Consider the following 23,942-nt stretch of genomic DNA (forward strand, 5'->3'; position numbering starts at 1 on the left):
CGGACAGGAGCCTGGCGGCGATGTCCCCGGCCAGCAGCCTCTCCCGGTTCTTGGTGAAGACCGTCACATCCCAGATCGGCGCATCCATTGCCAGGCCGACGAACCAGCGGAAAAGCAGGTTATAATCCATCTGCTCCATGAGTTGGCGTTCCGAGCGGATCGTATAGAAAGCCTGCAGGAGCAATGCGCGCAGCAACTTCTCCGGCGGGATCGATGGCCGGCCAATGCGCGAATACATCGCATCGAAATCAGCGGACATCACCTCGAGAGCTTCGTCGACGATCGCGCGGATCGCCCGAAGTGGGTGGTCTGCTGGAACCCGGGCTTCGCAGCTCACGTAGGAAAACAGCCCTTCACTCCGGTAATCGCCGCCGCGCATCTCAAATCCTTCAACCTCAGCCGAAGGCATATGAATCACCTCAAGGGGCTCAAGGAAAGCGCCTTTTTCCGCACCCTGCTAAGCCGTTTTGTCTCGTGAACTCTCGGTGGAGGGGCGGCGGCAATGGGGCCGACCTAGGCGACCTCTGTCGACGGATTTCCAAAATCGGCTTTCCGCGCAGAGGCTGTTGATCGGCCAGCTGGCGAATGAGCTTGTTGACCAGCGCGATCTTGTCCGCGCTCAAGGCAAACGAGCCATTGCGCGGGACCATCATGTCGCGTGCGTTCGGAGCTATTGACCAGAATCCCCGCCGCCGCAGACGCATTACCAGCACGAGCACAAATCTGCCCGAGACGCCGAACGGACCATGGCCGCGTTGCTGCGAGCGAGCTCGGCCTAGAGTTTAGCCCACGCGTTGCCGCGCGCCTTGAGGTCAAGTTGATCCGGTCGCGGCGATGGTTTGGGGAGGCGGGTAAAGCGCGATCCCCGAACTGAGGCCCAACGCCGCTTGTTGCAGCGCACCTGCCACAGGTCGTCGCAGCGTACATCCGCAATTCATCCAGCGAACCGTCTCATGGCCTCACGCATAAGGAGGCGACTATGAAAACTTTTAAATTATTGCTGGTACTTGCAGGAGTGGCCGGTAGCCTCGGCGTGGCAGCGACGGCAGACGCACACCCTCGCGATCACCACCGGTACGAGGAGCGACGCGATCACTATCGCGATCACCGCCGTTATGATCGCCAGCGGCATTGGAGCGGCAACCGCTATCGCGGAAATGATCGGCGCTGTTGGACGGAATGGCGCCATCACCACAAGGTCCGTGTCTGCCGCTAAACTCAGTCCAGATGTGGTTGTCTAAAGGAGGGTCGGGCCGTCAAAGGTCCGGCCTTCATGGCATTTGGTTCCTCGCCGCTTGCGGACCACGGCTTGTCGTTCGGTTCAAGACTATCGGCCGTTGTCATATTCGCAGCAGTAAGAACGTAAGGCATTCTACTCGTTCAACGCTCGCAACCTTCAAGCGCTAACTTAGCGGACGCTTCCCAAGCGTAATTGCTTCTGTGGTTGCCGCCCGTGATGCAAGAGGGTTTTGACGCTCTTGTGCTAGTGATCGAGTGCGGTCTTCTGTAAGGCCTTTGATTGCGGCATTTCAGAAGCCGCTGGCCGGTATGGTGATCCGCGGACCAAGTCCAAAACTCACGGGAGAGCTCGAGGCTCGGAGCAATTAGCTGGTTTTCCTGATCCAGATCTGTTCGATCATTTTGCCCATTCGGGTCGTCGCCTTCTTACACTCCCATTTATCCGCGCGGCGTGAGCTGCCGTAGTATCATGCAGCTACCGCCAGCGTCGGATTCCGAAAATCTTCGTTGCTGGTCAGCATGGCCCAGATTTGCCTGGCCATCTTGTTGGCCAAAGCGATCGCCACGAGCATCCTGGGCTTGCGCATCAGCATGCCTGCGAGCCATGAACCGTCCGGGATTGATTTACGCCCCATCCAGTTCAGGCGCGACATCGCACCAATAATCAGCATTTGACGAATGTCGGCCTGGCCTGCCTTCGTAATACGCCCAAGCCGCTCCTTGCCCCCCGAGGAGAACTGACGTGGAACCAGGCCGAGCCAGGCTGCGAAATCACGTCCGTTGCGGAAGCTTTCCATCGGTGGCGCGAAGGCTTGGACAGCCATGGCAGTCAACGGCCCAACTCCGGGCACTGTCTGCAGACGACGAGATGTCTCCTGCGTGGCGGCCAGTTCCTTAATCTTTGTTGTCCGGGCTGCAATGCGCGTTGTCTGTTCAGCGATCTGATCAAGCATCTCAAGACATTCCTCACGCATCAAAAGAGGCAAGTCACTGCTTTTCTCTTCCAAGATCTCGCGGATGCGGCCAATATTCTGAATGCCCAGTGGCACGATGTGGCCATATTCATATAGACAAGCTCGAAGAGCGTTGACTATTTCTGTGCGCTGCCGAACCAGTCTTTGCCGTGACCGATACAAAATGGCGGTGCTCTGCTGAGATGCCGACTTAGGTTCAACAAAGCGCATCTCAGGTCGCTGGGCCGCGATCACGATACCTTCCGCATCGGCTTCATCGTTCTTCTGACGTTTGATGAACGGTTTCACATAGTGCGGCGCGATCAGTCTGACCTCGTGACCAAGTCGGATCATTTCTCGGGCCCAATGATGCGCGCTGCCACAGGCCTCCATCACGACCACCGCCGGGGGCTGATCGGCCATGAACTTGGGGAAGTTCTGTCGCGACAGCTTTTTGCGAAACTTCGGCTGCCCCGTCATCGACGCGCCATGCACCTGGAAAACAGTCTTTGCCAGGTCTACACCAATCATTGTATCTATCGTCACGGTTGCCGTCCTTTCCGCTCAGTGGCCTCAACACCACTATTTTGGCACATCGCGATGCCGTCTGGGAGGGCGGCAACCACCCCATCTCACGGGGTTGGCAGAAAAGTGTTGCGCGGGGGTCGATTGGCTGATTCACCCTACGGATGCCACCACCGCCGCTTCATGTTCTGACCGAGGCCGAGAAGAACGAGCTGCTGCTTGCTCAGCACGAGATGATCGAGCGGATGGCAGCACGGATTTCCGAGTTGGAATCCCTGTTCGGCAAGCCGCGCAAGACCTCGAAGAATTCGCATATTCCGCCTTCGAAGGACGACTTCGGCAAGCGGGGCGGCAAAGGCGGTAAGCCCAGGACTGGCAAGCGCCCGCCGCGCGAAGGCAAGCACCGCCCACTGGCCGAGACGCCGGACAAAACCGAACGCGTCATGGCGGCAAGCTGCTGCCATTGCGGGACCAATGTTTCCTCGCAGACCCAGCATTGCCGTCACCGCTACGATCATATCGACCTGCCGCCGATCCGCCCAATTGTGACGCGCATCGAATTGTTCGGTGCGCGCTGCGGGGGATGTGGCCGTCGCTACCGCGCCGAGGCGCCGGCGGGTATGGAGCCGGGCACGCCGTTTGGCCCTGGCATCCGCTCGCTGCTGGCCTATCTGCATCACAGCCACCATGTCAGCTTCGAGCGACTGTCGCGCATTGCTGCGGAACTGTTTGGCCTCACGATCTCCCAAGGGGCAATCGCCAACGCCTTCAGGCGCATGCAGGCCGGAATGGCAGCAGCCACGAAGGCGATCACCGACAAGTTGCTGACGGCAAGGATCATTGCATCCGATGAGACGTCCACGCGCACCAACGGCATTGCCCATTGGCAATGGGTCTTCCTCTCGAAAGACGCGGTCCTGCACAAGATCGCCCCGCGCCGGGCGCGCAGTGTTGTCGACGAGGTGCTGGGTGGCCATCAACCCGACGTGTGGGTCTCCGATCGCTACGCCGGACAGCAGGAACTGGGCAAAGAGCATCAGGTCTGCCTCGCCCATGTCCTGCGCGATGTTCAGTATGCCATCGACTGCGGGGATACCGCCTTCGCCCCCAAAATCCGCGACCACCTGCGCTGGGCGATCCGGATCGGCAAGCGACGAAGCAGCCTGAAGGACACCACGCTGGCCGCCTACGCCGCGAAGGCCGACAATCTGCTGACCCGCCTGGTACAGATGCCTGTCGCGCACCCGGCGGGACGTGTTCTGCTCAAACAAATCAAGGCCTGGCGGGGCAAGTTCTTCGTCTTCCTCACCAACCGCGACGTCCCTGCGACCAACAACATATCAGAGCGCGAGATCCGCCCCTCGGTCGTGTTCCGCAAGGTCACCAACGGCTTCCGATCCGACTGGGGCGCCCAGATCCACGCCGGATATCGCTCCGTCACCGGAACCGCCCGTCTCAGCGGCAAATCGGCCCTCGTAGCTATCCGCGAACTCGTCGACGGCAGGTTCGTGGTCGCCTGATCAGAGCCCAATTGCCGACCCCGTGAGCAATTACTCCAAAGCAATCAAAGTGATGGCAGACGCGGCAACTCACCAAGCAACCCGCCGGTTATTGCCGTGCCGCACGTCCGCAACGATCAAAAGGGCAGGGCGCGTTAACCTGTCAATCGCAGATGTTATCCGGATTTGATCGCCAAAGGAGCGGCAGGGTCCCGGCTCAATCGCAGTGCGTTCGTTGGCCAGGCCGCCCCCGCGAGAACTTGTGTGCTGGCCGATATTGATTAGGCATCAGGAGCATTGGCGCTGTCACCAACCCCTCGATAGATAAGATCGGTATTCCGGCAGCGCCGCCTTGCATAGTTCCTAACTTGCAAGCGCTTTAAGGGACATCGACGAGATAAGCGATGGAGCTCTGAAGACGATGCGGCCATCATGCCTGCGGACAGTCACAGCCCTGATTAAATGCCCGCCAATCAGGTGTTATGGACAAGCCTAATCACGCCTTCGAGTGGACGGCCAATCCATCCTTCTTTACCAATCATCTGGCGATCTTCGAATATCGGTACGCCGTACATCTCAAAGTCCTTACGGAACAGGATCAGATCGAAGGGGGCGTATTCTTGATATCGAGAAACGCCCCCTTCTCACCGCTCGGCATAGGGCAACTTGGGAGAGAGCCATGCCGCCGAACTTGATCCGTCTACAGATCCGATTACGGCAACGAGGCTAGATTGGCATCGGTTCCTAGAGAAAAAGCTAAATAGCTTCAACGCAGCACGACAAAGATCGGAACTCTATATCCTCGGCAATAGGTTGCGAAAAAACACGCCGTCCAATAGATTGGATTGCGCGCCAATATTACTTGCATCGGGCCGATGCTGTCGATCGGCGTTCATCAGGTTTTGACTGACTTAAAAAGCTTCGACGCCTGCGATCTAAGCGTAGAGTGGGAAGAAAGATTCCGATTGCGAAGCTTGCGCGATCGCTACCTGTCAAAACATCCGCCTCCCGGACGGGACGCAATCTCGATAACCGGGCTGGGCTGTAAATCGGCTGTATTTACAGGATACAAATATGCTTAAAGCTAATCTCGAGGGATGGGTTAGTCCCACGGTGCCAACGCAATACGATCACCGCCGGCAGCGGCAGCACAGATGCCGTTCACGTAACGACTACGGTGAGTTCGGCTTCGTCAGAAATATATGACAACCGGTGAGAAACCCGGCCTGGAGTAAAGCGCGCATAATAAAAGAGGTCCCGCAGAGGTGTATTCGGCCGCGGGACCTGAGGTTCAGCGTGATGGGTCTGGCCGAAGCAGACTGATGGCTTTTCAAAGCAATCCATCAACTGGATCGGGTGCGCCTCCTTGCATGAGACGTGGGTCGTTCTCACCCGAGTGGGAGGATAGCGCTTGCGAAGGGCGGAAGTTGCGCGTTTCTCATAATTGCGAGATGATCTCAACAAAGCAGCCCCGCCCTTGCCGCGGTACTTTGATCCCTGAGCGCGCAAACGGTATGCCTGCAAGGGACAACCAGAGTGAAAATTCTGTGTATTGTCCGTGGCATACCGCAAGCGTCGTGACCTGACAATGACGAACAGTCGCATTGACCGCAGCTGACGAGGCATTCTGAGAACTGTCAGTACTTCGCATGTACGCGCGATGGCACTGCTAAGCCGCTCGCCTTGGCACGCCGCTGAAGAGCGAACCACTTGACCGAATCCCAGACGCTGATCCTGGCGAGCGCGCAATTCACCACAAATGACACACAAAGGGCTGGGTCACTGCATGGCCGTGCCGGTTCGCTGGGCTTCACGAGCCGATTGCAGCTGCTGACGCGGTCAAGAAAAACACTGACAAATGCTGATCGAACTGATTGTCACAAAGAGCGGGCGGCGCCAAATCATCCGCCGCCCCGGTAATACCGCCCTCAGCGCGGGCGATTCCACTCCCCCCGGTCGCGATCACCATCACGACGATGATCGCCGCGGTGACGGCCCCGGTCGTGATCCCGATCATGACGATCATACCGGTCTCCGTGCGGCGGGCGGTAGCGGCCTGGGCGGTCATCAGTGCACGCGGCAAGTCCGGTGCTGGCGACCATCAAGAGGGCCACTCCAAGTTTTAGGTAACGGGGCATTCGAAACTCCAAGCTGGATGCGTCGCACGGCGATGCAGTTTGGTGGAGTTAACCTGAAGTCCTGAACAGCTGCGAGGTTCCGTGAAATCGGCTCGGAGACGCGCGAAGGATGAGCCTCGAGGAAGGCTCTGCGAATTTGGACCGGACCGCCTCATCAAACTGGTACCAAAGCGCTCGACAGGTTTAGCAGGCCACCAAGTTTCGGCGCTACGGATCCCGTCGATCATCGCCAACTACGAATGCCTATCGCTATGGGACATTTCTAATTTGCGCCGGGAGTTCCAGTGAAGCGCGACATTCCTTGACGCTGAGTTTCATTGTTCCATGTGTGGAGCGAGCCTACTCAAGAGGCATCCTTCCTTGGCGCCCATAGTCCGATCTGTTTCGTCAAAAATTCTTGGGGTGTCCGATAGGATAGGTATTTGCGCTAGGTGTTGTTTAGCTGGTGACAGACCACTTGGGTCGCCATCTCGTTCAGCGCAATGTCTTTATCTGATGGCAGGTATCGTCAGCAAGCGGACAAGGAGGAAGCCGCATGAGCGAACGCACGAAGCTGCAATTCGATGACCTGGCAGTGCGACCAAAGCGTCCCGGACCCAATCTCGACGAGTTGCACAACGTTAGCGAAGAGCACGGCTTTCTGTCCCGCGATCCGGCCGAACCGGCCGGGACAGGGGCGGGGGGCGACCTCGCGGCACCACAGACGGATTCTGCCCCACCGGTTACAGCCCCGCAGCCTGAAGCGCCATCGCTTTAGCACGTAGAGACCGTCCCAATACCACAGGCCTCGGCCCCATCCATGTCGATGAGCACTCAGGGTCAAAGTGCTGCAAGCACATATCCGATGGTGTTCCGCCGGCGGGGAAGACCGCCTAGCGACAGGCCGTATCCCCTTAACATCAAGGTCAGTCAGAGCGTGCTGCAACGCGTCTATGCCCGCTACGACAAAACTGCCCTATCCTTCGCCAGCTTCCTAAACCTCGCCGCAATCCGCAAATGGCTGCCACACTTTGTCAACGCGAGCTAGCACTGTATAGGCTTGCCGCGAGAAGGTTGACGGGCAGTGCCTAGCCTGCGGGGCCTAAGCATAGCATTGCGTCTTCAAAGAAGGCGCAATGCCATCGCTGGTCTGTCTGGGGTGAGAAAACGCAAATCGGGCATTCTACCCGTATGCAATCCCGATGGTGCTGGTGCCGCGCCCAGTAGGCGTCACCTCGATCTTGACCGGCACGCGCTCTTTCAACTCCTCCACATGGCTGATGACGCCCACCCGGCGGCCACTCGCATGAAGGTGTTCGAGGAGCGCCAAGGCCTGGCCGAGACTGGCTGGATCGAGCGCCCCGAAGCCTTCGTCGATGAACAGGCTCTCGATCTTGACCCCGCGTCCGCTCGACATTTCGGCGAGACCTAGGGCGAGGGCGAGACTGACCAAGAAGCGCTCGCCTCCGGACAGGTTGTGTAGTCCACGCACTTGCCCTCCCATGTCATTGTCCACGACCTGGACGAGCATTTCGCCGCCGGTCCCTCGCTCCAGAGCGTAGCGCGGCTTCAGCTCTGCAAGCCGGGTATTGGCGTGTTCAAGCAGTCGATCGAGTGTCAGCCCTTGCGCAAAGCGTCGAAATGCCTTGCCCTCTCGGTCGCCGATGAGGTCGGAAAGACGCAGCCAGACGTCGGCTTGGGACGTGGCCGCCTCAAGCTCCGCGCGCAATGACGAAGTGCGCGCCCGGACCTGATCGTCCTGCAGAATGCGCAGGCGTGCCTGTTCTCGCGCGGCATTGGCGCCCTCGAGTTCGCCCTTCGCTTGCATCAGAGCGTCAGGGAGCAACTCGGGCGTGAGCTCTTCATTCTCCGGTGCTTCGGCGGTGTGACGTTCAAGGTCGGCATGGCACTTGCTCAGGACAGCCAAGGCTTCACCGACGCCGGTGTCCAGCGCCGCGAGCGCCTGTGCCTCCGCATCAATGGACTCCTGACCGGCTTTGGCAAGCTGAGCGAGTTGATGCTCGGCGACTTCCATGCTGGAAAGTGACGCGTCGAGCGCCGCCGATGCGGACGAATATTTAACGTCGGCCTCATCGTGGTTTCCAACCGCGCTCTTCAGCGCAGCTTCGCTTCCGGCAAAAAGCCGCGCCGCATTTTCGCTAACCTGTCGAGCCACCTCATTCGCCTGTCGCGCTTCGCCCGAGGCCCGCGCTGTTGTTTCCTCGACCTCTGCGACGCTGCGCCCTTCGAGCAGTTCAGAGCGTTCGGCGCTCTTGAGGACACGTGTATTGGCAAGATTGAGCTTTGTTGCGGCAGCAGCCTTAGCCTGTATGCGCGCGAGATCGCGCGTACGTACGGCCTCGTGTCGTTGCGCATCGAGGCCGGGCAGGGCAGTTTCAGCTTCGCTCTGCTCGGCCGTGTAGGACCGCCAAGTTTCTGCCTGCTTACGCAGCCAACTTCCTGCGTCCGGCAATTGCCGCCATTCCGAGAACGCCGCGAGGGCCCGATCGAGCGCGCGATCGTTGTTCTGCATTTCTGCGTTCTGCCGGTCGGTCATGGCACGACCTTCGCTGAGAGCCTGGGCACGAGCCGCCAGCGCGACGCGCGCGGCGTCCTCGCTCTGCTGCATATCATCAAGCGCCTTGCGCGCGAGATCCTGCGCATCACGGCTTTGAGACGCGATCTGCCGGGCGGAGAGAGCATCCTGGCGCTTCTGGACCCGTTCATCGCGGTGGCGGGCGAGGTCCTCACGACTGGGAAGGGCGGAGCTATCGAGACCAACATCCAGCAACGCAGCGCGCAAGGTCCGATTTGCCTCACCGGCCTTATCCTGCAGAGGCATCAGCGCTTCGGCGCGCGAACTCTCCTCCTGGGTTAGCGCTTCTTCGCGCGCGGACAGCGTTTCGCGTTCGCGCGTAAGTAATTGCTGTTCGCTTCGTTGCCGGGAGAGTTCCTGCTCGAGGGCCTCTGCGTGCCTACGATTGCTTTCCAAATGTGTCCCGAGCAGCGTTTCGAGGGCGGAGAGCGGGTGCTCTTGCGCGCCGCAGACCGGGCAGGGCTCACCGTCCACCAACTCCGCGCGCATGAATTCGGCGGCCTTGCCCGACGCCGCAACAGACTGCGCCAGAACGTGACGGGCTTGCCGGACCTGCGTCTCCAGATCCGGAAGCGAGGCTTCGTATTCCGCCAAGCGCTGGACGATGGTCGTACGACGCGAAGCCGCGTCGGCTTGTGCGGCGCGCGTTTCCTCCAATGCGGCTTGGGCCTGCGTGACATCACGGCTGGCCTGCGCGAATTCCACCGACCGCAGCTCGGCTGTAGCCAGCAAGTCGATCTCCCGCGAGAGTGCGTCAAGAGCCGCTTCGGCGGGGGCTTCGGCTTCGGCTTCCGTGCGATGCCGTGTTGCCGCGCCAAGGTTTTCGCGCGCTATGCGCACAGCGTCTAGCGTTGTCGCATGCCGGGCGAGGGCGAGTGTCTCTTCGCGCTCCAGTTCGACAAGGCGGCCCTGCGCCTCTTGGGATTGGGTATGCGACGATGCGCGGGCGGCGATGAGCTCAGAGAGTTCCTCTTCGCGTTCATGGAGGGTGCGAAGTGCGGCGTTGCTGGTGCACCACGCAGCGGCATTGGCGATCCGGGTTTGCGCCTGTGCGAAGGATCCTTCGGCCGCCGCGGCGGATTCCTCTGCCTCATTGGCATGCTTGGCGAGCGCATCTGCTTCTTGCGAAGCATGCATGAGCGCTTCGCTGGTGTCTGCAAGTTGGCGGTCGAGGGCGCGTGCGGCCGCCAACACAGGGGTGAGAGCTTCGGCTTCCCGCTCCTGTTGCTTCAAGGCATTCGCTGCGGTCCGTGCTGCTGCTGCGGACATCTCGAGCTGCCCATTGGCGTTAGAAAGCGCATTCTGCGCTGCGGTGCGCTTGTCGTCGGCTTCCTGCAATACAGACCTGGCATTCTCGCGGGCCGTCCAGAGTGGCACGAACCGCAGCAAGGCACGATTGCGGGCTAGCGCGTCGCGTCGATCCGCAGCGAGGGCCTGAAGATTTTTTGCGGCGTCGAGCGCTTGCTCGGCGGTCGAGATTTCATTTGCCAACTCGCGTGCGCGTGCCGCCCGGCGCTTCTGGGCTCCCAGTGCCTCGAGAGCCTCCGAGGCAGCCGCATGAGCCGCCTCTGCCTCCGCCAATTCGGCTTCGGCAACGGCGCGGCCTTGGTCATCGAGACCGTGGAGCGCGGCAATGCGTTGGCGGATCGAGTCCAGCCCGGCGCGCAGACCTTGCGCCTTCTCGTAGGCAGCCCGGCCCAGGCGGGTGTAGATTTGGGACCCGGTCAGCCGTTCCAGGAGCGCAGCCCGCTCATTGGCGTCAGCACGAATGAATGCCTCGAAATCGCCTTGGGCAAGCAGCACCGCACGCGTGAATTGCTCGGCGGTCAATCCGATCACGGCTGCGATGGCGCGCAGAGTTTCCGTGCGAGTGCCGCCCATCCGCTCACTGGTGTCGAGGCGTTCGAAAGCGTGCTCGTGGTTTTGCAAGCGACCTTCTGCTTTGCCTCTTGCCCGCCTCACGCTCCAGCGAGCGCGGTAGACGCCGCCAGCAGGCATTGCGAAATCGACTTCGGCGTATCCATCGGCGGTGCCATGACGAAGAATCGAACGCGGGTCGCGCGCGGCGATCCCGTTTTCGTCGTTTCCGACGCTGCCGCTTGTCGGGGCAGCGCGTAAGCGAGGGATTTCCGCGAAGAGCGCGAGACAAACGGCGTCAAGAAGCGTGGATTTTCCAGCGCCGGTCGGCCCGGTAATGGCGAAGATGCCCGAGCCGGCCAGCGGTTCCGCCTCGAAATCGATTTCAAATTCGCCGGTCAGGCTGGCGAGGTTGCTGCCCCGGATCGCAAGAATGCGCATCAGGCGGGTTCCTCGGCAGCTTGGGTTTCGATCAGGAGCGTGGCGAAGGCGCGCGCGAGGTCGTCCGGAGGGCCGTCGCCGCCATATTCACGGTTGAAGAGCGCCGCGAACACTGTGTCGGGATCGAGATCGGCAAGTTCGGCGCCGACGAGGGGATCGCAGCTACTGCCGGCGTCTTGTGGGCGAATGGTTGCAATGCGCACGAGCCGCACTGGCAACGGTTCGATCGCCGCGAGGATGCGCGACTGAAGGTCCGGCTCGGGTCCGTCGATCTCAATTGCGATTTCGATGAAAGGCCAGCTGGCGGCCGACAGTTCGGCGTCGAGTTGCAGCGCTTCGATGGCGGCCAGGGCGGTATTCAATGGGGCGGGCCCGACCGCAAGAAAGTCGACGGGACGCGGGATCGGCAGCAATTCGACCTGGCACGGCACTTCGCTGCCTTGAACCTTAACGATCACCACTGAATGGCGGTAGTCGCGTTCGGCGCTCGAGAGTGGGAAGGGTGAGCCGGCGTACCGAACCGTGGTCTCCGCGGCGACCGCTTGAGGGCGGTGGAGGTGTCCGAGTGCGACATAGGCCGCCCTCGCGTCGAAAAGCGTTGCTGCTTGCGCCTCCTCGCCCCCGATTACGATGCGGCGCTCGGATAGCTCCGAGACCTCGCCGCCGGCGACATGGAGATGGCCGGTGAGGATCATCGGCAAATCACCAGCTTGCGCTTTTCCCGCTTCCGCGACGGCGTCGTAAAGCGAGGGGAGGTCGTGGGAACCGAGATCGCCGGGACGGCAGAAGGGTACCGCGGCAAGCCATGCCCCTATATCGCCGGAAGGGCCAAACAGCGGCAGGAGCAAGCTCTCGAAGTCGGGGCTTCCATTCTTTCGCGGCAAGGCGCCGATGAAATGCACGCGGCCTTCCCCGAGTAGTGCGGCGGGAAGGTCGATCCGAGCTGCACTGTCGTGATTGCCGCCAATGACTACCACTTGAAGTCCAGAGAGCCGCGTGGTCGCCAGGTTGAGGAACCGGAAAAGCCGGCGCATCGCAGATACTGGCGGATTGGCGACGTCATATACGTCCCCCGTGACGAGCAGCACATCCACAGCCTCCGCTTCGAGGCGATCAAGCAGCCATTGGAGGAAAAGATCGTGCTCCGCTTCGCGGGCGTGACCATTGAGTTCGTGGCCAAGGTGCCAGTCGGATGTATGACAAATGGTGAGCGTTTGGGCGCGTTGCGACATCATTTGCTCATTGCCTGCGCTTAGGCCCGAGGCAAGCGCCAGATTGGGAGAACTCGGTGCTAAGCCATCTGGCTGCCGCCGGTAAGGGTTTTCAGATTGAAACGTGCTTGCGATCCACCTTCGGAAAACCGTATGTCAAGTAGTACTAGGCAGTGTCATTTCTATCTAGCGGAGGGGTGTCATTTCTATCTGGGGCTGCGAGTTCCAGTTGAAGCGCGACATTCCTTGGCGCTGAGTATCATTGTTCCTTGGGTGGGGCGAGCCCCACCCAAGGAACATCCGACCCCGGCGCCCATAGCCCGATCTGTTCCGTCAAAACTTCTTGGGGTGTCCGATAGGACAGGCATTTCCGCGGAGTGTTGTTCAGCTGGTGACAGACCGCCTGGATCACCATCTCGTCCATCGCCGCAATGTCCGTATCTGATGGCAGATATCGTCGCAGACGGCCATTGAAGTTCTCAACGCCGCCTTTCTGCCAAGGGGCCTTCGGATCACAGAAATAGCTTTCGATTCCGAGCTCGGTCCGGAGCCTCCTGTAGGCTGCAAACTCCGTGCCTCGATCAAAAGTGATAGTCTGGCGAAGCGTAGAGGGAAGGGGGCCAAGTTGGGCACAGATCCCTCCCATGATCGCAACTGAGCCCCTATCCGGATTTCGCCAAAGCACCGCAAACCGGCTCGTTCGCTCGACCAGGGAGGTGAGGTTGGCTTTGCCGTAGATCTGGCGGAAAGCAACGAGATCGCCTTCCCAATGGCCAAATGCGGCGCGCAGCGCGATCTCGGGGGGACGGTGCTTGATACCGTTGAGCAGCGGGATTTGCACACCTCGAGGCTTGCGGCCACCACGCGGGCGACGACGACGACGCGCCCACGGCAACAATCGGGATAACCCTAGGCGTCGACCTTCCGTCCCATAGACGTATTGGTAGATTGTCTCATGGCTGACGCGCGGTTGCTGGGCGGTCAGGCGCATTCGTCCAGCAATTTGCTCTGGAGACCAACGCGGCCGAAGGCCTTGGACGACATCCGCGGCTAACTCCATGTTGCGTTCAAGCTTACGACCAGCAGCCCGGCGACGGCGGGCTCTTTTGTGTGCGACGACGGGGAAATAGCCACGAAACCACGCTTCCTCATCGTGCATAAAATAGCGGCGCAGCTCCCGGTAAATAGTAGATCGATGCCGTCCGAGCCGAGCTGCAATCTCGCAAACCGGGACGGCGGCATCCCTCATTTTCGCCAAAGCTTCACGCTCATCGTAACGTAGATGACGATAGCTGTCCGTCATAGACTTTCCTCCGAGAGGGCACAAAGCCCAGAAATCCTCGGAATTCGCACTTCGATCTAGAACCCACCCGCTTACACCGTAAAAAACAGATACTATTTATTAAGTTAAATCGTAACGCGCGAATGGACAGCAGCCGCCTAGCTGAAACCATGTGGGGCTGGGAGAAAGCCCGGTTTTCAAGAGGGCATATTCGAAACCTTGCAGATAGAACCGGCCGCTGTGAGGGTGAATTGGCGAGCGCCTTGGCGCGTCGTAGGCTGATCACGTCCAAACTCTTACGCGCGCTGCTTTGGGTGGTCGCAGCAGCGTTAGGTGGCGCGACATTTCTCCTGTTTGCCTTCTTAGCAACAAACATCGTCGGGCGCCGACGCCATGTTCGCTAACCACCCCTCTCAGCCGCGAACGAACCTGGTCAGCAAAGCCGGATCTCGGAATGCCAAAACGACCGCTGAAGGTTGCGAATGGGCGCGTAGCCGACCGGCAGCCGTCCGACTGGCGAAGGACCGGTTCCAGCGTGTGCTGCCAGACCGCCTTCTGATAAGCTGAAATTGTAGCGGTCTTTGGCGCCTTCGCCTTGGTCGCGCAGGTTCATCATAGTTCGGCAGCGAGTGCAGCATGACGCGATCGCACAATCTGGAGAACTGCCTCGGCCGTTTCGCTCGCCGATGCGGACTCCTGCACTATCGGTGGCAATGCGATCACGTCCATGGCCTCTCCAAGCGCCGCCAGTAAATTTTCGATGATTTCGCGGGCCTTGCGGAGCGGGAGATCGATCGTTCGCGCGCACGTCTCGAAGTCAGCCAGATGCAACCGGTCGTCCTTGCCGGCGAGCTTCAAGGCCATGTGATCGTTGTGCAGCCCCGGAAAGACGCGCGTGGTAAGGGCATCGTAGAGCGGTGCCATCCGGACACTCTCAAACACCCGTGCGCGCGGTGCCGCGATTTTGAGCATCGCGATATTCTTCAAGTGCATGTCACCGTCGGCAATCAGCCAAGAAAAAAGCGCGCGCCCGAAAAGCTCCGCGATGTCTTCGGTGGGATCCGTCGACAGGGCGCGAAGCGCGCGTGCCATGCGCTCGATAGTACCTTTGTACTTGTCTTCCGCGGGTACGCCCAAGATCGAGCAAAAATCCTCCATGGCGAGCCGGCGCGGATCGCTGCCATTCTCACGAATGTCGAAACGCTCGACGACCAGCGCCGGTGTCATCCCGTCCGGCATGACAGTGAGCGCGGCCTCGGCTGACGTGAAGCCAGCCATTCGTCCAAGCTCAATGCATAACCATTCCACTACCGGCATCTGTTCGAATCCCGAAGTGCCAGCGGGTTTGAGAATATGAGTGAAGGGTAGATCGGTCGCGGGCAGCAGTGTACCGTCGTGGCGCAGATGCATCGGTGCCTTGATCTGGACTCCCGACAAGCGCGGCGTTGTACCGGTGGCGAAAATCCGTGCGAGATTGGTCTCGAAGCTTTCCTCGAACGCTCCGCGGGAAGGGCCGCCGTAGGTTCCGGTGAACATGCCGTGCTCCTTGAAGTCACCAAGGCGCCCCGCAAGAATATCCGCTGGCAGTGAGGCCAGTTCATGAGCGTCTACGCCAATGGTGATATTCGACATGTACCGTTTGCCGTGACGCAGAGTCGAGCGTTGGTCTTCATCACGCAACACGTGGGCGAGCCACCCCTCGGGCAACAGGGATTCGATAAATGGCGGCAGCGTACCGGGTAGCGTTTCGCGGATGAGCGGTGGGGTCGTAATCTTGCCGGGCGACCAGCGCCATTCATGGCCGTCATGAGCGAGCATGCCGAGGGGGCTACCGTGCCAGGCCACGAGCAGAGAGAACGCGGCGTGGTTGATCGCAGGAGCCGCGCTATCGATGCCCCCTCGCAGATAGCGCTCGGCACTCTCACCCTCGCGGAACCAATCATTTGCGCGTGCTAGCACCCACAGAGCGTCTGCCACTGCGTCGTTCGAACCATATTCCGCGATGAGCCGCTCGGCCGTCGCGCGGCGCTGCTCCTCATTGAGTGCATTTGCCTGCTCGCTGCGCAGCCGGAAGGCTTCTAGCATGCGCTGCTCGGGCGAGGAGACCGAAAGGGTGAAATCGCCAAGCGAGTCGCCGATGACTGCCCTGTCGAGCGAGGGCCTGGGTGGCGCCTGAGTCTGGATGATTTCGAGCGAGCGCAGCCGCGTTCGCTGGTTGCGCCGACCTCCCAGGAAAAGTCGGCCGTCGAGGGTCGGGCCAAGCAAGGCCGCGCTGGCGGAACTCAGATAGGCGGCGGGGTACAGGTAATGGGCTATACGGACAGCGTGCGCACGCAGAATGGCGTCGGCGTTCGCTTCTGCATCCACGTAGATACCGCGATAGACTTGGAGGATATCGCCGTCTCGCCCCCGTCGAAAGGCGGTCTGAGCATCTATATTCTCGCCAACCAGATAGAGGGTCATAAATTATTCCGCATGTCAGATGCGGGATAATTTCATACGAAAGCGTCGTTATGTCAACCATTATGACGCATTTGAAATGCGTGAAAATTTCAACCGAGGTATGGGGGCGGTGGATCGCCCAGAGGGTCGCTTCGACATCGAGGAAATTGCGATCGACACGCCCAAGGGGCGCGAGGTCCTCGTCCAGGTGAAGGCTAGCGGCCTGTGCCATTCCGACCTCCATCTCGCCGAGGCGGATTTCGGCACCCCGCTGCCGGCAGTCTTGGGCCCCGAGCCGACATTCCGCACACCACACCAGGCAGTGTCATTTCTATCTAGCGGAGGGGTGTCATTTCTATCTGGGGCTGCGAGTTCCAGCTGAAGCGCGACATTCCTTGGTGCTGAGTATCATTGTTCCTTGGGTGGGGCGAACGCCACCCAAGGAAAATCCGACCCCGGTGCCCATAGCCCGATCTGTTCCGTCGAAACTTCTTGGGGTGTCCGATAGGACAGGCATTTCCGCGGAGTGTTGTTCAGTTGGTGACAGACCGCCTGGATCGCCATCTCGTCCATCGCCGCAATGTCCGTATCTGGTGGCAAGTATCGTCGCAGACGGCCATTGAAGTTCTCAACGCCGCCTTTCTGCCAAGGGGCCTTCGGATCACAGAAATAGCTCTTGATCTCGAGCTCGGTCCGGAGCCTCCTGTAGGCTGCAAACTCCGTGCCTCGATCAAAAGTGTTGGTCTGGCGAAGCGTAGAGGGAAGGGGGCCAAGTTGGGGACAAATCCCTCCCATGATCGCAACTGAGCCCCTATCCGGATTTCGCCAAAGCACCGCAAACCGGCTCGTTCGCTCGGCCAGGGAGGTGAGGTTGGCTTTGCCGTAGATCTGGCGGAAAGCAACGAGATCGCCTTCCCAATGGCCAAATGCGGCGCGCAGCGCGATGTCGGGGGGGCGGTGCTTGATACCGTTGACCAGCGGGATTTGCACCCCTTGAGGCTTGCGGCCACCACGCGGGCGACGACGACGACGCGCCCACGGCAACAATCGGGATAACCCTAGGCGTCGACCTTCCCTCCCATAGACGTATTGGTAGATTGTCTCATGGCTGACGCGCGGTTGCTGGGCGGACAGGCGCATCCGTCCAGCAATTTGCTCTGGAGACCAACGCGGCCGAAGGCCTTGGACGACATCCGCGGCTAACTCCATGTTGCGTTCAAGCTTACGACCAGCAGCCCGGCGACGGCGGGCTCTTTTTGTGTGACGTTGGGGAAATAGCCACGAAACCACGCTTCCTCATCGTGCATGAAATTGCGGCGCAGCTCCCGGTAAATAGTAGATCGATGCCGTCCGAGCCGAGCTGCAATCTCGCAAACTGGAACGGCGGCATCCCTCATTTTCGCCAAAGCTTCACGCTCATCGTAACGTAGATGGCGATAGCTGTTCGTCATAGACTTTCCTCCGAGAGGGCACAAAGCTCAGAAATCCTCGGAATTCTCACTTCAATCTAGACCCCACCGGCTTACAACCGTAAAAAACAGATAATAAGAATTATGTTAAATAACGATGATTTATGCCGATGCGGAGCCTGATATCGCTGCGGAGACGGTAAATGGAAGTCCCATTGAGCGCCACGCCCAAGGGCAATGGATTTCAGGCAAGGATTGCGCTGCCCGATGGCGTTTCCATCAGCTCGGCGGAATCCTTTCCGGCCAAAGCTGAAGCTATCGTCGCAGCGGCGGATTGGAAGCCGGCTCTCTTGCCGGCTGACGATCAGCGGCGGAGCACCGCGAGCGCCTCGGGCATCACGGTATAGACCGCTTCACGCTGCGCGCCGCGGTTCTGATGATCGACGCGGAAGCCCTGACAATTGCGACGCAGTAGCCCGACCCTGCAGAGATCCGAAACCGCACGGCTCACGTTGCACCGTCCGGAGCGCCGCATCCGCTCACGAACCTTTTTTTCGAGGATTCTGTCAGCTTCCGCCAGATCGATCGGAAGTGCCTCGGCTAGCTCCGCGCGGACCGCCTCCATGGTCGATCGACGGCGAGCATCCCGCCGCGCCATCGGCACAGGCGCGTCGCACAGCCACCCCCCTCCTCTCCTCGGCCGTTCGGCCCAGTAAGGCGCGCCAGCGCCGCTCCAACGGGCGCCACTGCGGCACCGTCGGTTGGCTTCGGGTCATCTTTGAGCTGTCCCGGGGTATCAGGCCCCTGGCCGTGACGCCGGCGAGCGCCACAGGGCGATGATGTCCTGCATCTCCTCGGCAAATCCGAGGCTGTCGATATAGACTGCACCGCGATCGGTCTGGCCCAGGAAGCCGATGACGGTCGTGATGTCATTGGCGATCGCCACGTCGAGCCCGAAGATGTCGGCTATCTGGAGTGCCCAAGGTCGGGCCCGCTCCACTAGGCCATCAGTAAATCGGCGACGGGTTTCGACTGCCCGGTGTCGGTCATCGCGATCGGGATCAGCCGCGCCAGCGCGGCCCTCACTGAATCATAGTCGGTCGGAACCGGACGTCATCGACCTTCTTCCCGCTGCGGCTCAGACACCTTCGTAGTCGATCGAGAGGCTGACCGCGAGCTTCTGGATTTCACCATGGCAGATGGGATCCGCGATATCGCGCTTGCTCAAGCCCTCGAGGATGTCATCCGGCACACGATCGCCGAACAGGAGCACCGCGAACTCGGGACCATATTGGTAGGACGTATAATAGAGACCTTCGGCGGACGGGCAGACAACGTGAATTTTTTCCGCCCAGCCCCGCGTGACGGGGTAGGAGCTACGCGGACCGGCCAGCAGGGCGTTGCCATTTACGCCGATCTTGCGTTGACCCGTGATCGTGATGCTGGCGAGGTTGAGGTCATGCTGCGTGCGCACGTGACTATGACCACCTCGCAAAGCAGCACGAAACGGAGCGCTCGCACGCTTGCGGAGGTCGCCATGGCGACAATGGGCGCAGAGCAGCCGCCTTGCTGTAGGGGTCCCCGATACACCATTTCCACCGAGGGACTGATGGTCATCCGCGCCTCACAAGGACAGCTCCTCGTCGCCGCATGGCCGAAGGAAGATAAGGGGTTGCGCCCCTTCGTTTCGTATCGGTGGGGTAGAACAAAGGGAGCCTGACACGTCAGGGGGACAAAGCCACCCTGGCGCGTCAGTTACGCAAAAGATCAGAATCCGTCGCGGGTCATGGCCATGACGTCGAGGAAGCGTCCCCGCGCATCGAACCTGCAACGAAAACGCTTGATCCCGTTACGCCCCTGATCGGCTGTCCCGTCGATCATGATACCGGCCGCGTTCGCTATGGCGGGGCTGGTCCGGATGTAATTGGGCCGCACGCCGTACTGCTGAGAGGCCTCGCCTCGGCAATAAGCCGGCCTGTTACCGGCCGATATCGCCGCACCCGAGCCGACTGGCCCCGGTGCGGTTCCGACGCTACCGGGCCGGGTTTTCACGCCGACCGTAAGGCTGAACGTCGCCCGCTCACCTCGCCTCGCGGCGTTGCGCATCAGGTAAACCCTGACGCGGTAGTCGCCCGAGTCCTTGAGCCGACCGTCGAACCGGCTGCCTGTGATAGAGCCGTTGAAAACTGCTTCCTCGGAGCGCGGGGGCAGAACATTGAAGTAGGCCGACGTACTGCTCGTTTGCATTGACACGGACATGGATTGGCCGGCACGCGCGCCGACGATGTAATCCACAGTGTCGTAGCCTTTGAGGGAACCGCGAATGGTCGACGAGGTGGCACCTCTGGCAAACTGGACGCGTTCGCTCCTTATTGGCGATTGCGCCGTGACGGGCATAGCTGCGGTCACGACCGCGAGGGCAACGATGGCTCCATGCTTCCATTTCATGAGCATTCTCCCGAAGCCAGTCGGGCCGGGTACACCGGTGCGGGCCGAGTCTTAGAAGCGGCGGTGATCGTCGCCGTCAATGAGGTCGCAAGATCCGCTGAATGCGTAAGGATCGAGCCCGCGAATGCTGATCTGGCCGCTCCGGCGGTTGATCGTGACGGTGGGCTTGTTCATGCCATTGAGCCGATACTTCGCCCGGATCACATCGGGTCCCATTTCGACGTCGTACAGGTCCCACCAGCCATCGTTACCCCGGCTGTTGATCGGCGGGACAAGCTTCTTGGGAAGGCGGATATGCCCGCCGCCTGGCCAGAACTGCAGCGAAACCGAAGCGTCGAACTGCTGTCCGGTCATCTCCGTACGGTTACCGTAATCATAGCGCTCGGTACGGCTGTTCCACGAATATCCGTAGGTCGTGGCAAAGCCCGGCCGCTGCCCATCGCCGAAACACACGAGGCCCAAATCGACGTTCTGGCCATCAACCTGATATCGGCCCTGCCCGCGGTCGCGATCTTCCACATAGCTGGGAGACTGGCGTTGATTGGAGGATGCCCCCCCGTAGTTGTAGCTCTGGGTGGGACGATAGCTGCTGCCCTCGCTCGATCCGCGGTGCTCTTCACGCTGGCCGCAGTCCGGGGCGGGCGAGGATGTGATCGAATCGTAACGCCCATCCATCGTCGCAACGGTGACGCACTGCCGGCTGGAGGAGTTCCACCAGTAGGAGTAGCTGCGATCATCGCTTTTTTGGGTTTTGACGAAGGTATAGCCACGCGCCGCCATCTGGGTCTCGGCACCCGCAGCTCGTGCGCCTACCAGGTCGTTCAATGCAGAAGGGGTCTGCGCTTGCGCGATCCCGATCATGTTGGCCAGCACGAATACCGAAGCGGAAATGATTGCCCTGCTCATTCTTGTCGCCTTCCAACTTTTATATTTGTTGTTAAAGCACTCACGCCTTTAAACGCTCCATATCATGGAAGCGGTATGACACCATCCATGATCGTAAGGTGCCCGCGCTGACCATCATCGCAAGGCATGCATCCCCCCTGCGCACATTGTAGTGCGGCTACGAGCAAGCTCGATTAGCAAGTTCGAAGCTCCGTACTTGCGCGAAGCACGTTCGGCAGCATGGTCGGCCGTCCCTGCGCCCATCACCGCAACGTCTGTCCGCAGAGTTATCGACTAGGCTCTGTGGTCATTCATGGGTGGGTGCTTCCTATCGATTGGTAGAGGTATTTGCAGGGATCAACCGTGTCGCGCCCGGTGGTGGTCGAGTGTCTTTTGGATCGCTGAGAGCGCGCGGCTCAGTTCATCGCTCCATCCGTCTGGCGACAAGTGACGCACGGCGGAATGAGCGGCGCAGACAATCGAAGTAGTTGCCCACTTTTCAGCCAAATCGTGTGTCCATGCGACGAAATCGTCGACGGCACCGTGACGATGCTGCAGCGCTTTTCCCAGCATAGGATGAAAGCGGAGCCGCGACTGGGGAAGAACGCTGCCCAGCGAGCCGGGCATTGCAAGCACCATAAGCGTATCGTCGACGTGGACGATACTACTCGGTCGGTGCCGGACGAGAACGGAAGCCGCATGCACGCTGTCGTCGCTAGTCACGAGATCAAGCCCGGCAGGAATCGACAAGTCCAGATCCTCGAACGTAGCTTGGGTTGCCACGTCCTCAATGGTCTCCTCTTCCCAGGGCAGTTCCGGTGCCTGTTCGCGATGCCGCCGCGTGCCAAACAACTTCGCGCGGGGCGCCAGTTCATGGGCGGCCGTGCAATGCAGAGTGTGAAAGGGATGAACGTTGATAATCGTGTCAATCTCGGCGCCGTTTCCGGTTATTTCCAGCAGTGCCTCGCGGTCAGCGCCTGAGACACCATAGCTGTCGATCAGCGTGAAACGCCCGCTGTTCCGGCGCACCAATGACATTTGCGTGCCCACTTCGACGATCCTGGCGATCTTGAATGAGCCTCGGAAATTCCAGAAGTTCTCGGCAAGTTGCTTCATGTTCGGCTCGGCTCCAACCCTAACATTGCGATCGATTGACCGAGGGATATGCGTGCAAGTCATGGAAGCCGCCATCGTTCCTCATCAATATGCCCGAAAATGCGCAAAGGCCGCACGCCGTATTGCAACAGGAAGGAGTTGCGAGACATTGGCCGGAAATCTCGAACATGGCTGGGTTGGCACTCGACGGACTTTGGTTCACCCTGTTCGAACTATCCGGCGCGCCCAGCTCGCCCCGCTATTTTCTAGCCCGATGTCGGAAAGGCCTCCCAACATGGAGCGGTTGGTCAGGCGTCGATATTGCGTTCCGATTTGGTAAGGTCCGGAAACGGTGGGTGTCGGCCAACTCACGTCGGTCCGGTAGACCACGGTGATTGGCGGTTATCTGCCAAACCATTCATTTAACGGTGTTGAACCGCTCCCACCTTGCGCCGTCTTATCAAATAACGTAGGCGCCTACATGAACTTTTGTGGGTGGTATTTATGGCAAGTTTTGATCTTCCTATTTTCCGTGCACCGATGAGCCGGCGAACAATGCTCGCGGCCTCCATCTTCGGTGCTGCGGCCCCCGCGCTGGCGAAGGCGGATAACGACCCACTGGAACGGTTTCTCAAGAAGCAGCTGGAAGGTGCCGCGATCCCCGGCATGGCGATAGGTGTCGCCAAGGCAGGCGAAGTAACGCTGATGCGGGGTTATGGCTTTGCTGATATTGGGCAGCATCGGCAAGTCACTACCGATACGATGTTTCATCTCGCTTCCGTGACCAAGACTGTGACGGCCACGGCGATAATGATGCTCGTTGAAGCAGGCCATATCGATCTTGATGCACCGATCAGCGGCTATCTCGATTTCAAGGTCATCAATCCGGCTCATCCCGATTCCGCGATTACAGTTCGGCATCTGCTGACCCATGTGTCGAGCCTTTCCGATCAAACATATTACCAAGTCGATTTCCGGACGATCGGGATGGATTCGCCGCTACCGCTCAGGGCTTTTTTGACGGACTATCTCGTATCTGGGGGCGCCTACTATACAGCTGCCGGCTGTTTTTCGTCGGCTATCCCAGGCGCGGTCTATGACTATTGCAATGTTGGTTACGCGCTACTGGGCTATATTGTGGAGAAAGTCGCGGGCCAAGATTTGCGCTCGTTCACCCAAGAGCGAATGTTCACGCCCCTTGGCATGCGCCCCGTTTCCTGGCGCATTGCAGATGTGCCTCCACAATTAGCCGCCACCCCCTACGAGGTCGTGGATGGTCGGGCAGTCGCCACCCCAGCCGTCGGCTTCCCGGACTATCCGGTGGGCATGCTCCGCGCCTCCATCGCCAGCTTCATGCCCTTTGTCGCGGCGGCGGCAAATGGCGGAGCGTCCTACAAGGCCCGGATCTTGTCGTCCGCCAATCAGGCCCAAATGCTGACCATGACAGTTCCGTCCGGCCTGCCGTCGTGGGTAAGTGGGCAAGGACTGGGCTGGATGGAATCCAATAGCCATGGCAAGCGCTTGATCAATCACTGGGGCGGCGATCCCGGCGTGTTCACCGCCGTCTATCTGGACCCCGTCACAACCACCGGTGTGGCGATCTTCACGAACATGTCGGCCACTCCTGCGAGCAAGAACGCCATCAAGAGTATAGCCGAGCATCTTCTGACAGGACCATTTGCATGACAGAGAAGCGGAAGGATTATAGCCGTGCCGCGGGCGCGGCCGCCTTGGGTGCGCGCCTACGCCGCTTATCCGAACGACTTGATCGTGAAACGGCGGAGATTTATGTCGCGCGAGGCATTCGTTTCGAGCAACGATGGTTCGGTGTTCTCAATCAGATCGTTCTGAATGGGCCGATGACAGTCGGCGACATCGCAGAGGCGCTTTGCATCACCCATGTATCGGTGAGCCAAGCGAGACGGGCGCTTGAGAGCGCCGGT

17 protein-coding genes and 1 pseudogene are annotated in these 23,942 nt (G+C 60.0%); 4 read left to right on the forward strand and 14 right to left on the reverse strand.

Annotation, left to right across the window (positions count from 1 at the left end; genetic code table 11):
• Together EDF58_RS24980 and EDF58_RS24990 are read right to left on the reverse strand one after the other, a co-directional pair.
• Positions 1 to 379 (reverse strand): transposase (locus EDF58_RS24980; RefSeq protein ID WP_132270435.1); only part of this gene is annotated, 379 nt, incomplete at its 3' end.
• Between the two features lie 1,327 nt (positions 380 to 1,706).
• Complete coding sequence (locus tag EDF58_RS24990; protein WP_113942107.1) at positions 1,707 to 2,723, reverse strand: IS110 family transposase; 1,017 nt, start codon at positions 2,721 to 2,723, stop codon at positions 1,707 to 1,709.
• A gap of 158 nt (positions 2,724 to 2,881) precedes the next feature.
• Between EDF58_RS24990 and EDF58_RS24995 the strand changes: the two genes are divergently transcribed.
• Positions 2,882 to 4,237: an IS66 family transposase gene (locus tag EDF58_RS24995; RefSeq protein ID WP_132270439.1), complete on the forward strand. Its 1,356-nt coding sequence runs from the start codon at positions 2,882 to 2,884 to the stop codon at positions 4,235 to 4,237.
• Between the two features lie 1,789 nt (positions 4,238 to 6,026).
• Here the strand turns inward: EDF58_RS24995 and EDF58_RS25000 are convergent.
• The 5 genes from EDF58_RS25000 to EDF58_RS25025 all read right to left on the reverse strand — a co-directional run bounded on the left by EDF58_RS25000 (position 6,027) and on the right by EDF58_RS25025 (position 16,183).
• Complete coding sequence (locus EDF58_RS25000; protein ID WP_165921587.1) at positions 6,027 to 6,242, reverse strand: hypothetical protein; 216 nt, start codon at positions 6,240 to 6,242, stop codon at positions 6,027 to 6,029.
• Positions 6,243 to 7,516: 1,274 nt separating this feature from the next.
• Entirely contained in the window at positions 7,517 to 11,227 is a 3,711-nt protein-coding gene (locus EDF58_RS25010) for an AAA family ATPase (RefSeq protein ID WP_132270443.1), read from the reverse strand.
• Complete coding sequence (locus EDF58_RS25015; protein WP_132270459.1) at positions 11,227 to 12,459, reverse strand: exonuclease SbcCD subunit D C-terminal domain-containing protein; 1,233 nt, start codon at positions 12,457 to 12,459, stop codon at positions 11,227 to 11,229. The genes EDF58_RS25010 and EDF58_RS25015 overlap by 1 nt, the downstream gene beginning before the upstream one ends.
• Before the next feature lie 238 nt (positions 12,460 to 12,697).
• Positions 12,698 to 13,741, reverse strand: a complete 1,044-nt coding sequence (locus EDF58_RS25020; RefSeq protein ID WP_132270445.1) for an IS30 family transposase — start codon at positions 13,739 to 13,741, stop codon at positions 12,698 to 12,700.
• A 591-nt stretch (positions 13,742 to 14,332) separates the two neighbouring features.
• Complete coding sequence (locus EDF58_RS25025) at positions 14,333 to 16,183, reverse strand: HipA domain-containing protein (protein WP_132270447.1); 1,851 nt, start codon at positions 16,181 to 16,183, stop codon at positions 14,333 to 14,335.
• 19 nt (positions 16,184 to 16,202) lie between these two features.
• On the opposite strand from EDF58_RS25025, the gene EDF58_RS25030 reads away from it, so the two are divergent.
• On the forward strand, positions 16,203 to 16,544 hold the full coding sequence (locus EDF58_RS25030; RefSeq protein WP_243654503.1) for an alcohol dehydrogenase catalytic domain-containing protein: 342 nt from the start codon (positions 16,203 to 16,205) through the stop codon (positions 16,542 to 16,544).
• Positions 16,545 to 16,570: 26 nt separating this feature from the next.
• Here EDF58_RS25030 and EDF58_RS25035 read toward each other — a convergent pair.
• The 7 genes and pseudogenes from EDF58_RS25035 to EDF58_RS25065 all read right to left on the reverse strand — a co-directional run bounded on the left by EDF58_RS25035 (position 16,571) and on the right by EDF58_RS25065 (position 22,020).
• A pseudogene (locus EDF58_RS25035) lies at positions 16,571 to 17,613 on the reverse strand (IS30 family transposase).
• 322 nt (positions 17,614 to 17,935) lie between these two features.
• Positions 17,936 to 18,196: a hypothetical protein gene (locus EDF58_RS26055; RefSeq protein ID WP_165921586.1), complete on the reverse strand. Its 261-nt coding sequence runs from the start codon at positions 18,194 to 18,196 to the stop codon at positions 17,936 to 17,938.
• Between the two features lie 171 nt (positions 18,197 to 18,367).
• The gene (locus EDF58_RS25045; protein ID WP_347812916.1) at positions 18,368 to 18,571 is read right to left on the reverse strand and encodes a hypothetical protein; all 204 of its coding nucleotides are present in this window, start codon (positions 18,569 to 18,571) and stop codon (positions 18,368 to 18,370) included.
• Positions 18,572 to 18,709: 138 nt separating this feature from the next.
• Complete coding sequence (locus EDF58_RS25050) at positions 18,710 to 19,045, reverse strand: RES domain-containing protein (RefSeq protein ID WP_243654504.1); 336 nt, start codon at positions 19,043 to 19,045, stop codon at positions 18,710 to 18,712.
• Positions 19,046 to 19,338: 293 nt separating this feature from the next.
• Positions 19,339 to 20,019, reverse strand: a complete 681-nt coding sequence (locus EDF58_RS25055; protein ID WP_132270450.1) for a hypothetical protein — start codon at positions 20,017 to 20,019, stop codon at positions 19,339 to 19,341.
• Positions 20,020 to 20,070: 51 nt separating this feature from the next.
• Positions 20,071 to 20,925 (reverse strand): hypothetical protein, encoded by an 855-nt coding sequence (locus EDF58_RS25060; RefSeq protein WP_132270452.1) that lies wholly within the window; start codon positions 20,923 to 20,925, stop codon positions 20,071 to 20,073.
• Positions 20,926 to 21,261: 336 nt separating this feature from the next.
• Complete coding sequence (locus tag EDF58_RS25065; protein WP_132270453.1) at positions 21,262 to 22,020, reverse strand: hypothetical protein; 759 nt, start codon at positions 22,018 to 22,020, stop codon at positions 21,262 to 21,264.
• A 483-nt stretch (positions 22,021 to 22,503) separates the two neighbouring features.
• On the opposite strand from EDF58_RS25065, the gene EDF58_RS25070 reads away from it, so the two are divergent.
• Both EDF58_RS25070 and EDF58_RS25075 read left to right on the forward strand, forming a co-directional pair.
• Complete coding sequence (locus tag EDF58_RS25070) at positions 22,504 to 23,685, forward strand: serine hydrolase domain-containing protein (RefSeq protein ID WP_132270455.1); 1,182 nt, start codon at positions 22,504 to 22,506, stop codon at positions 23,683 to 23,685.
• Positions 23,682 to 23,942: helix-turn-helix domain-containing protein (locus tag EDF58_RS25075; RefSeq protein ID WP_132270457.1), on the forward strand; the 261-nt coding region annotated here is incomplete at its 3' end. The genes EDF58_RS25070 and EDF58_RS25075, both read left to right, overlap by 4 nt.

This window comes from Novosphingobium sp. PhB57 (assembly GCF_004342985.1).
Classification (GTDB): Bacteria; Pseudomonadota; Alphaproteobacteria; order Sphingomonadales; family Sphingomonadaceae; genus Novosphingobium.

What these genes read in the sequence shown, in the direction of transcription:
- EDF58_RS26055 (WP_165921586.1), bottom strand. Translation starts at nt 18,196, where the DNA reads ATGGAGGCGGTCCGCGCGGAGCTAGCCGAGGCACTTCCGATCGATCTG.
- EDF58_RS25020 (WP_132270445.1), bottom strand. Translation starts at nt 13,741, where the DNA reads ATGACGGACAGCTATCGTCATCTACGTTACGATGAGCGTGAAGCTTTG.
- EDF58_RS25025 (WP_132270447.1), bottom strand. Translation starts at nt 16,183, where the DNA reads ATGACCCTCTATCTGGTTGGCGAGAATATAGATGCTCAGACCGCCTTT.
- EDF58_RS24995 (WP_132270439.1), top strand. Translation starts at nt 2,882, where the DNA reads ATGCCACCACCGCCGCTTCATGTTCTGACCGAGGCCGAGAAGAACGAG.
- EDF58_RS25070 (WP_132270455.1), top strand. Translation starts at nt 22,504, where the DNA reads ATGGCAAGTTTTGATCTTCCTATTTTCCGTGCACCGATGAGCCGGCGA.
- EDF58_RS24990 (WP_113942107.1), bottom strand. Translation starts at nt 2,723, where the DNA reads ATGATTGGTGTAGACCTGGCAAAGACTGTTTTCCAGGTGCATGGCGCG.
- EDF58_RS25055 (WP_132270450.1), bottom strand. Translation starts at nt 20,019, where the DNA reads ATGAAATGGAAGCATGGAGCCATCGTTGCCCTCGCGGTCGTGACCGCA.
- EDF58_RS25000 (WP_165921587.1), bottom strand. Translation starts at nt 6,242, where the DNA reads ATGATCGTCATGATCGGGATCACGACCGGGGCCGTCACCGCGGCGATC.
- EDF58_RS25060 (WP_132270452.1), bottom strand. Translation starts at nt 20,925, where the DNA reads ATGAGCAGGGCAATCATTTCCGCTTCGGTATTCGTGCTGGCCAACATG.
- EDF58_RS25015 (WP_132270459.1), bottom strand. Translation starts at nt 12,459, where the DNA reads ATGTCGCAACGCGCCCAAACGCTCACCATTTGTCATACATCCGACTGG.
- EDF58_RS25065 (WP_132270453.1), bottom strand. Translation starts at nt 22,020, where the DNA reads ATGAAGCAACTTGCCGAGAACTTCTGGAATTTCCGAGGCTCATTCAAG.
- EDF58_RS25010 (WP_132270443.1), bottom strand. Translation starts at nt 11,227, where the DNA reads ATGCGCATTCTTGCGATCCGGGGCAGCAACCTCGCCAGCCTGACCGGC.
- EDF58_RS25030 (WP_243654503.1), top strand. Translation starts at nt 16,203, where the DNA reads ATGCGGGATAATTTCATACGAAAGCGTCGTTATGTCAACCATTATGAC.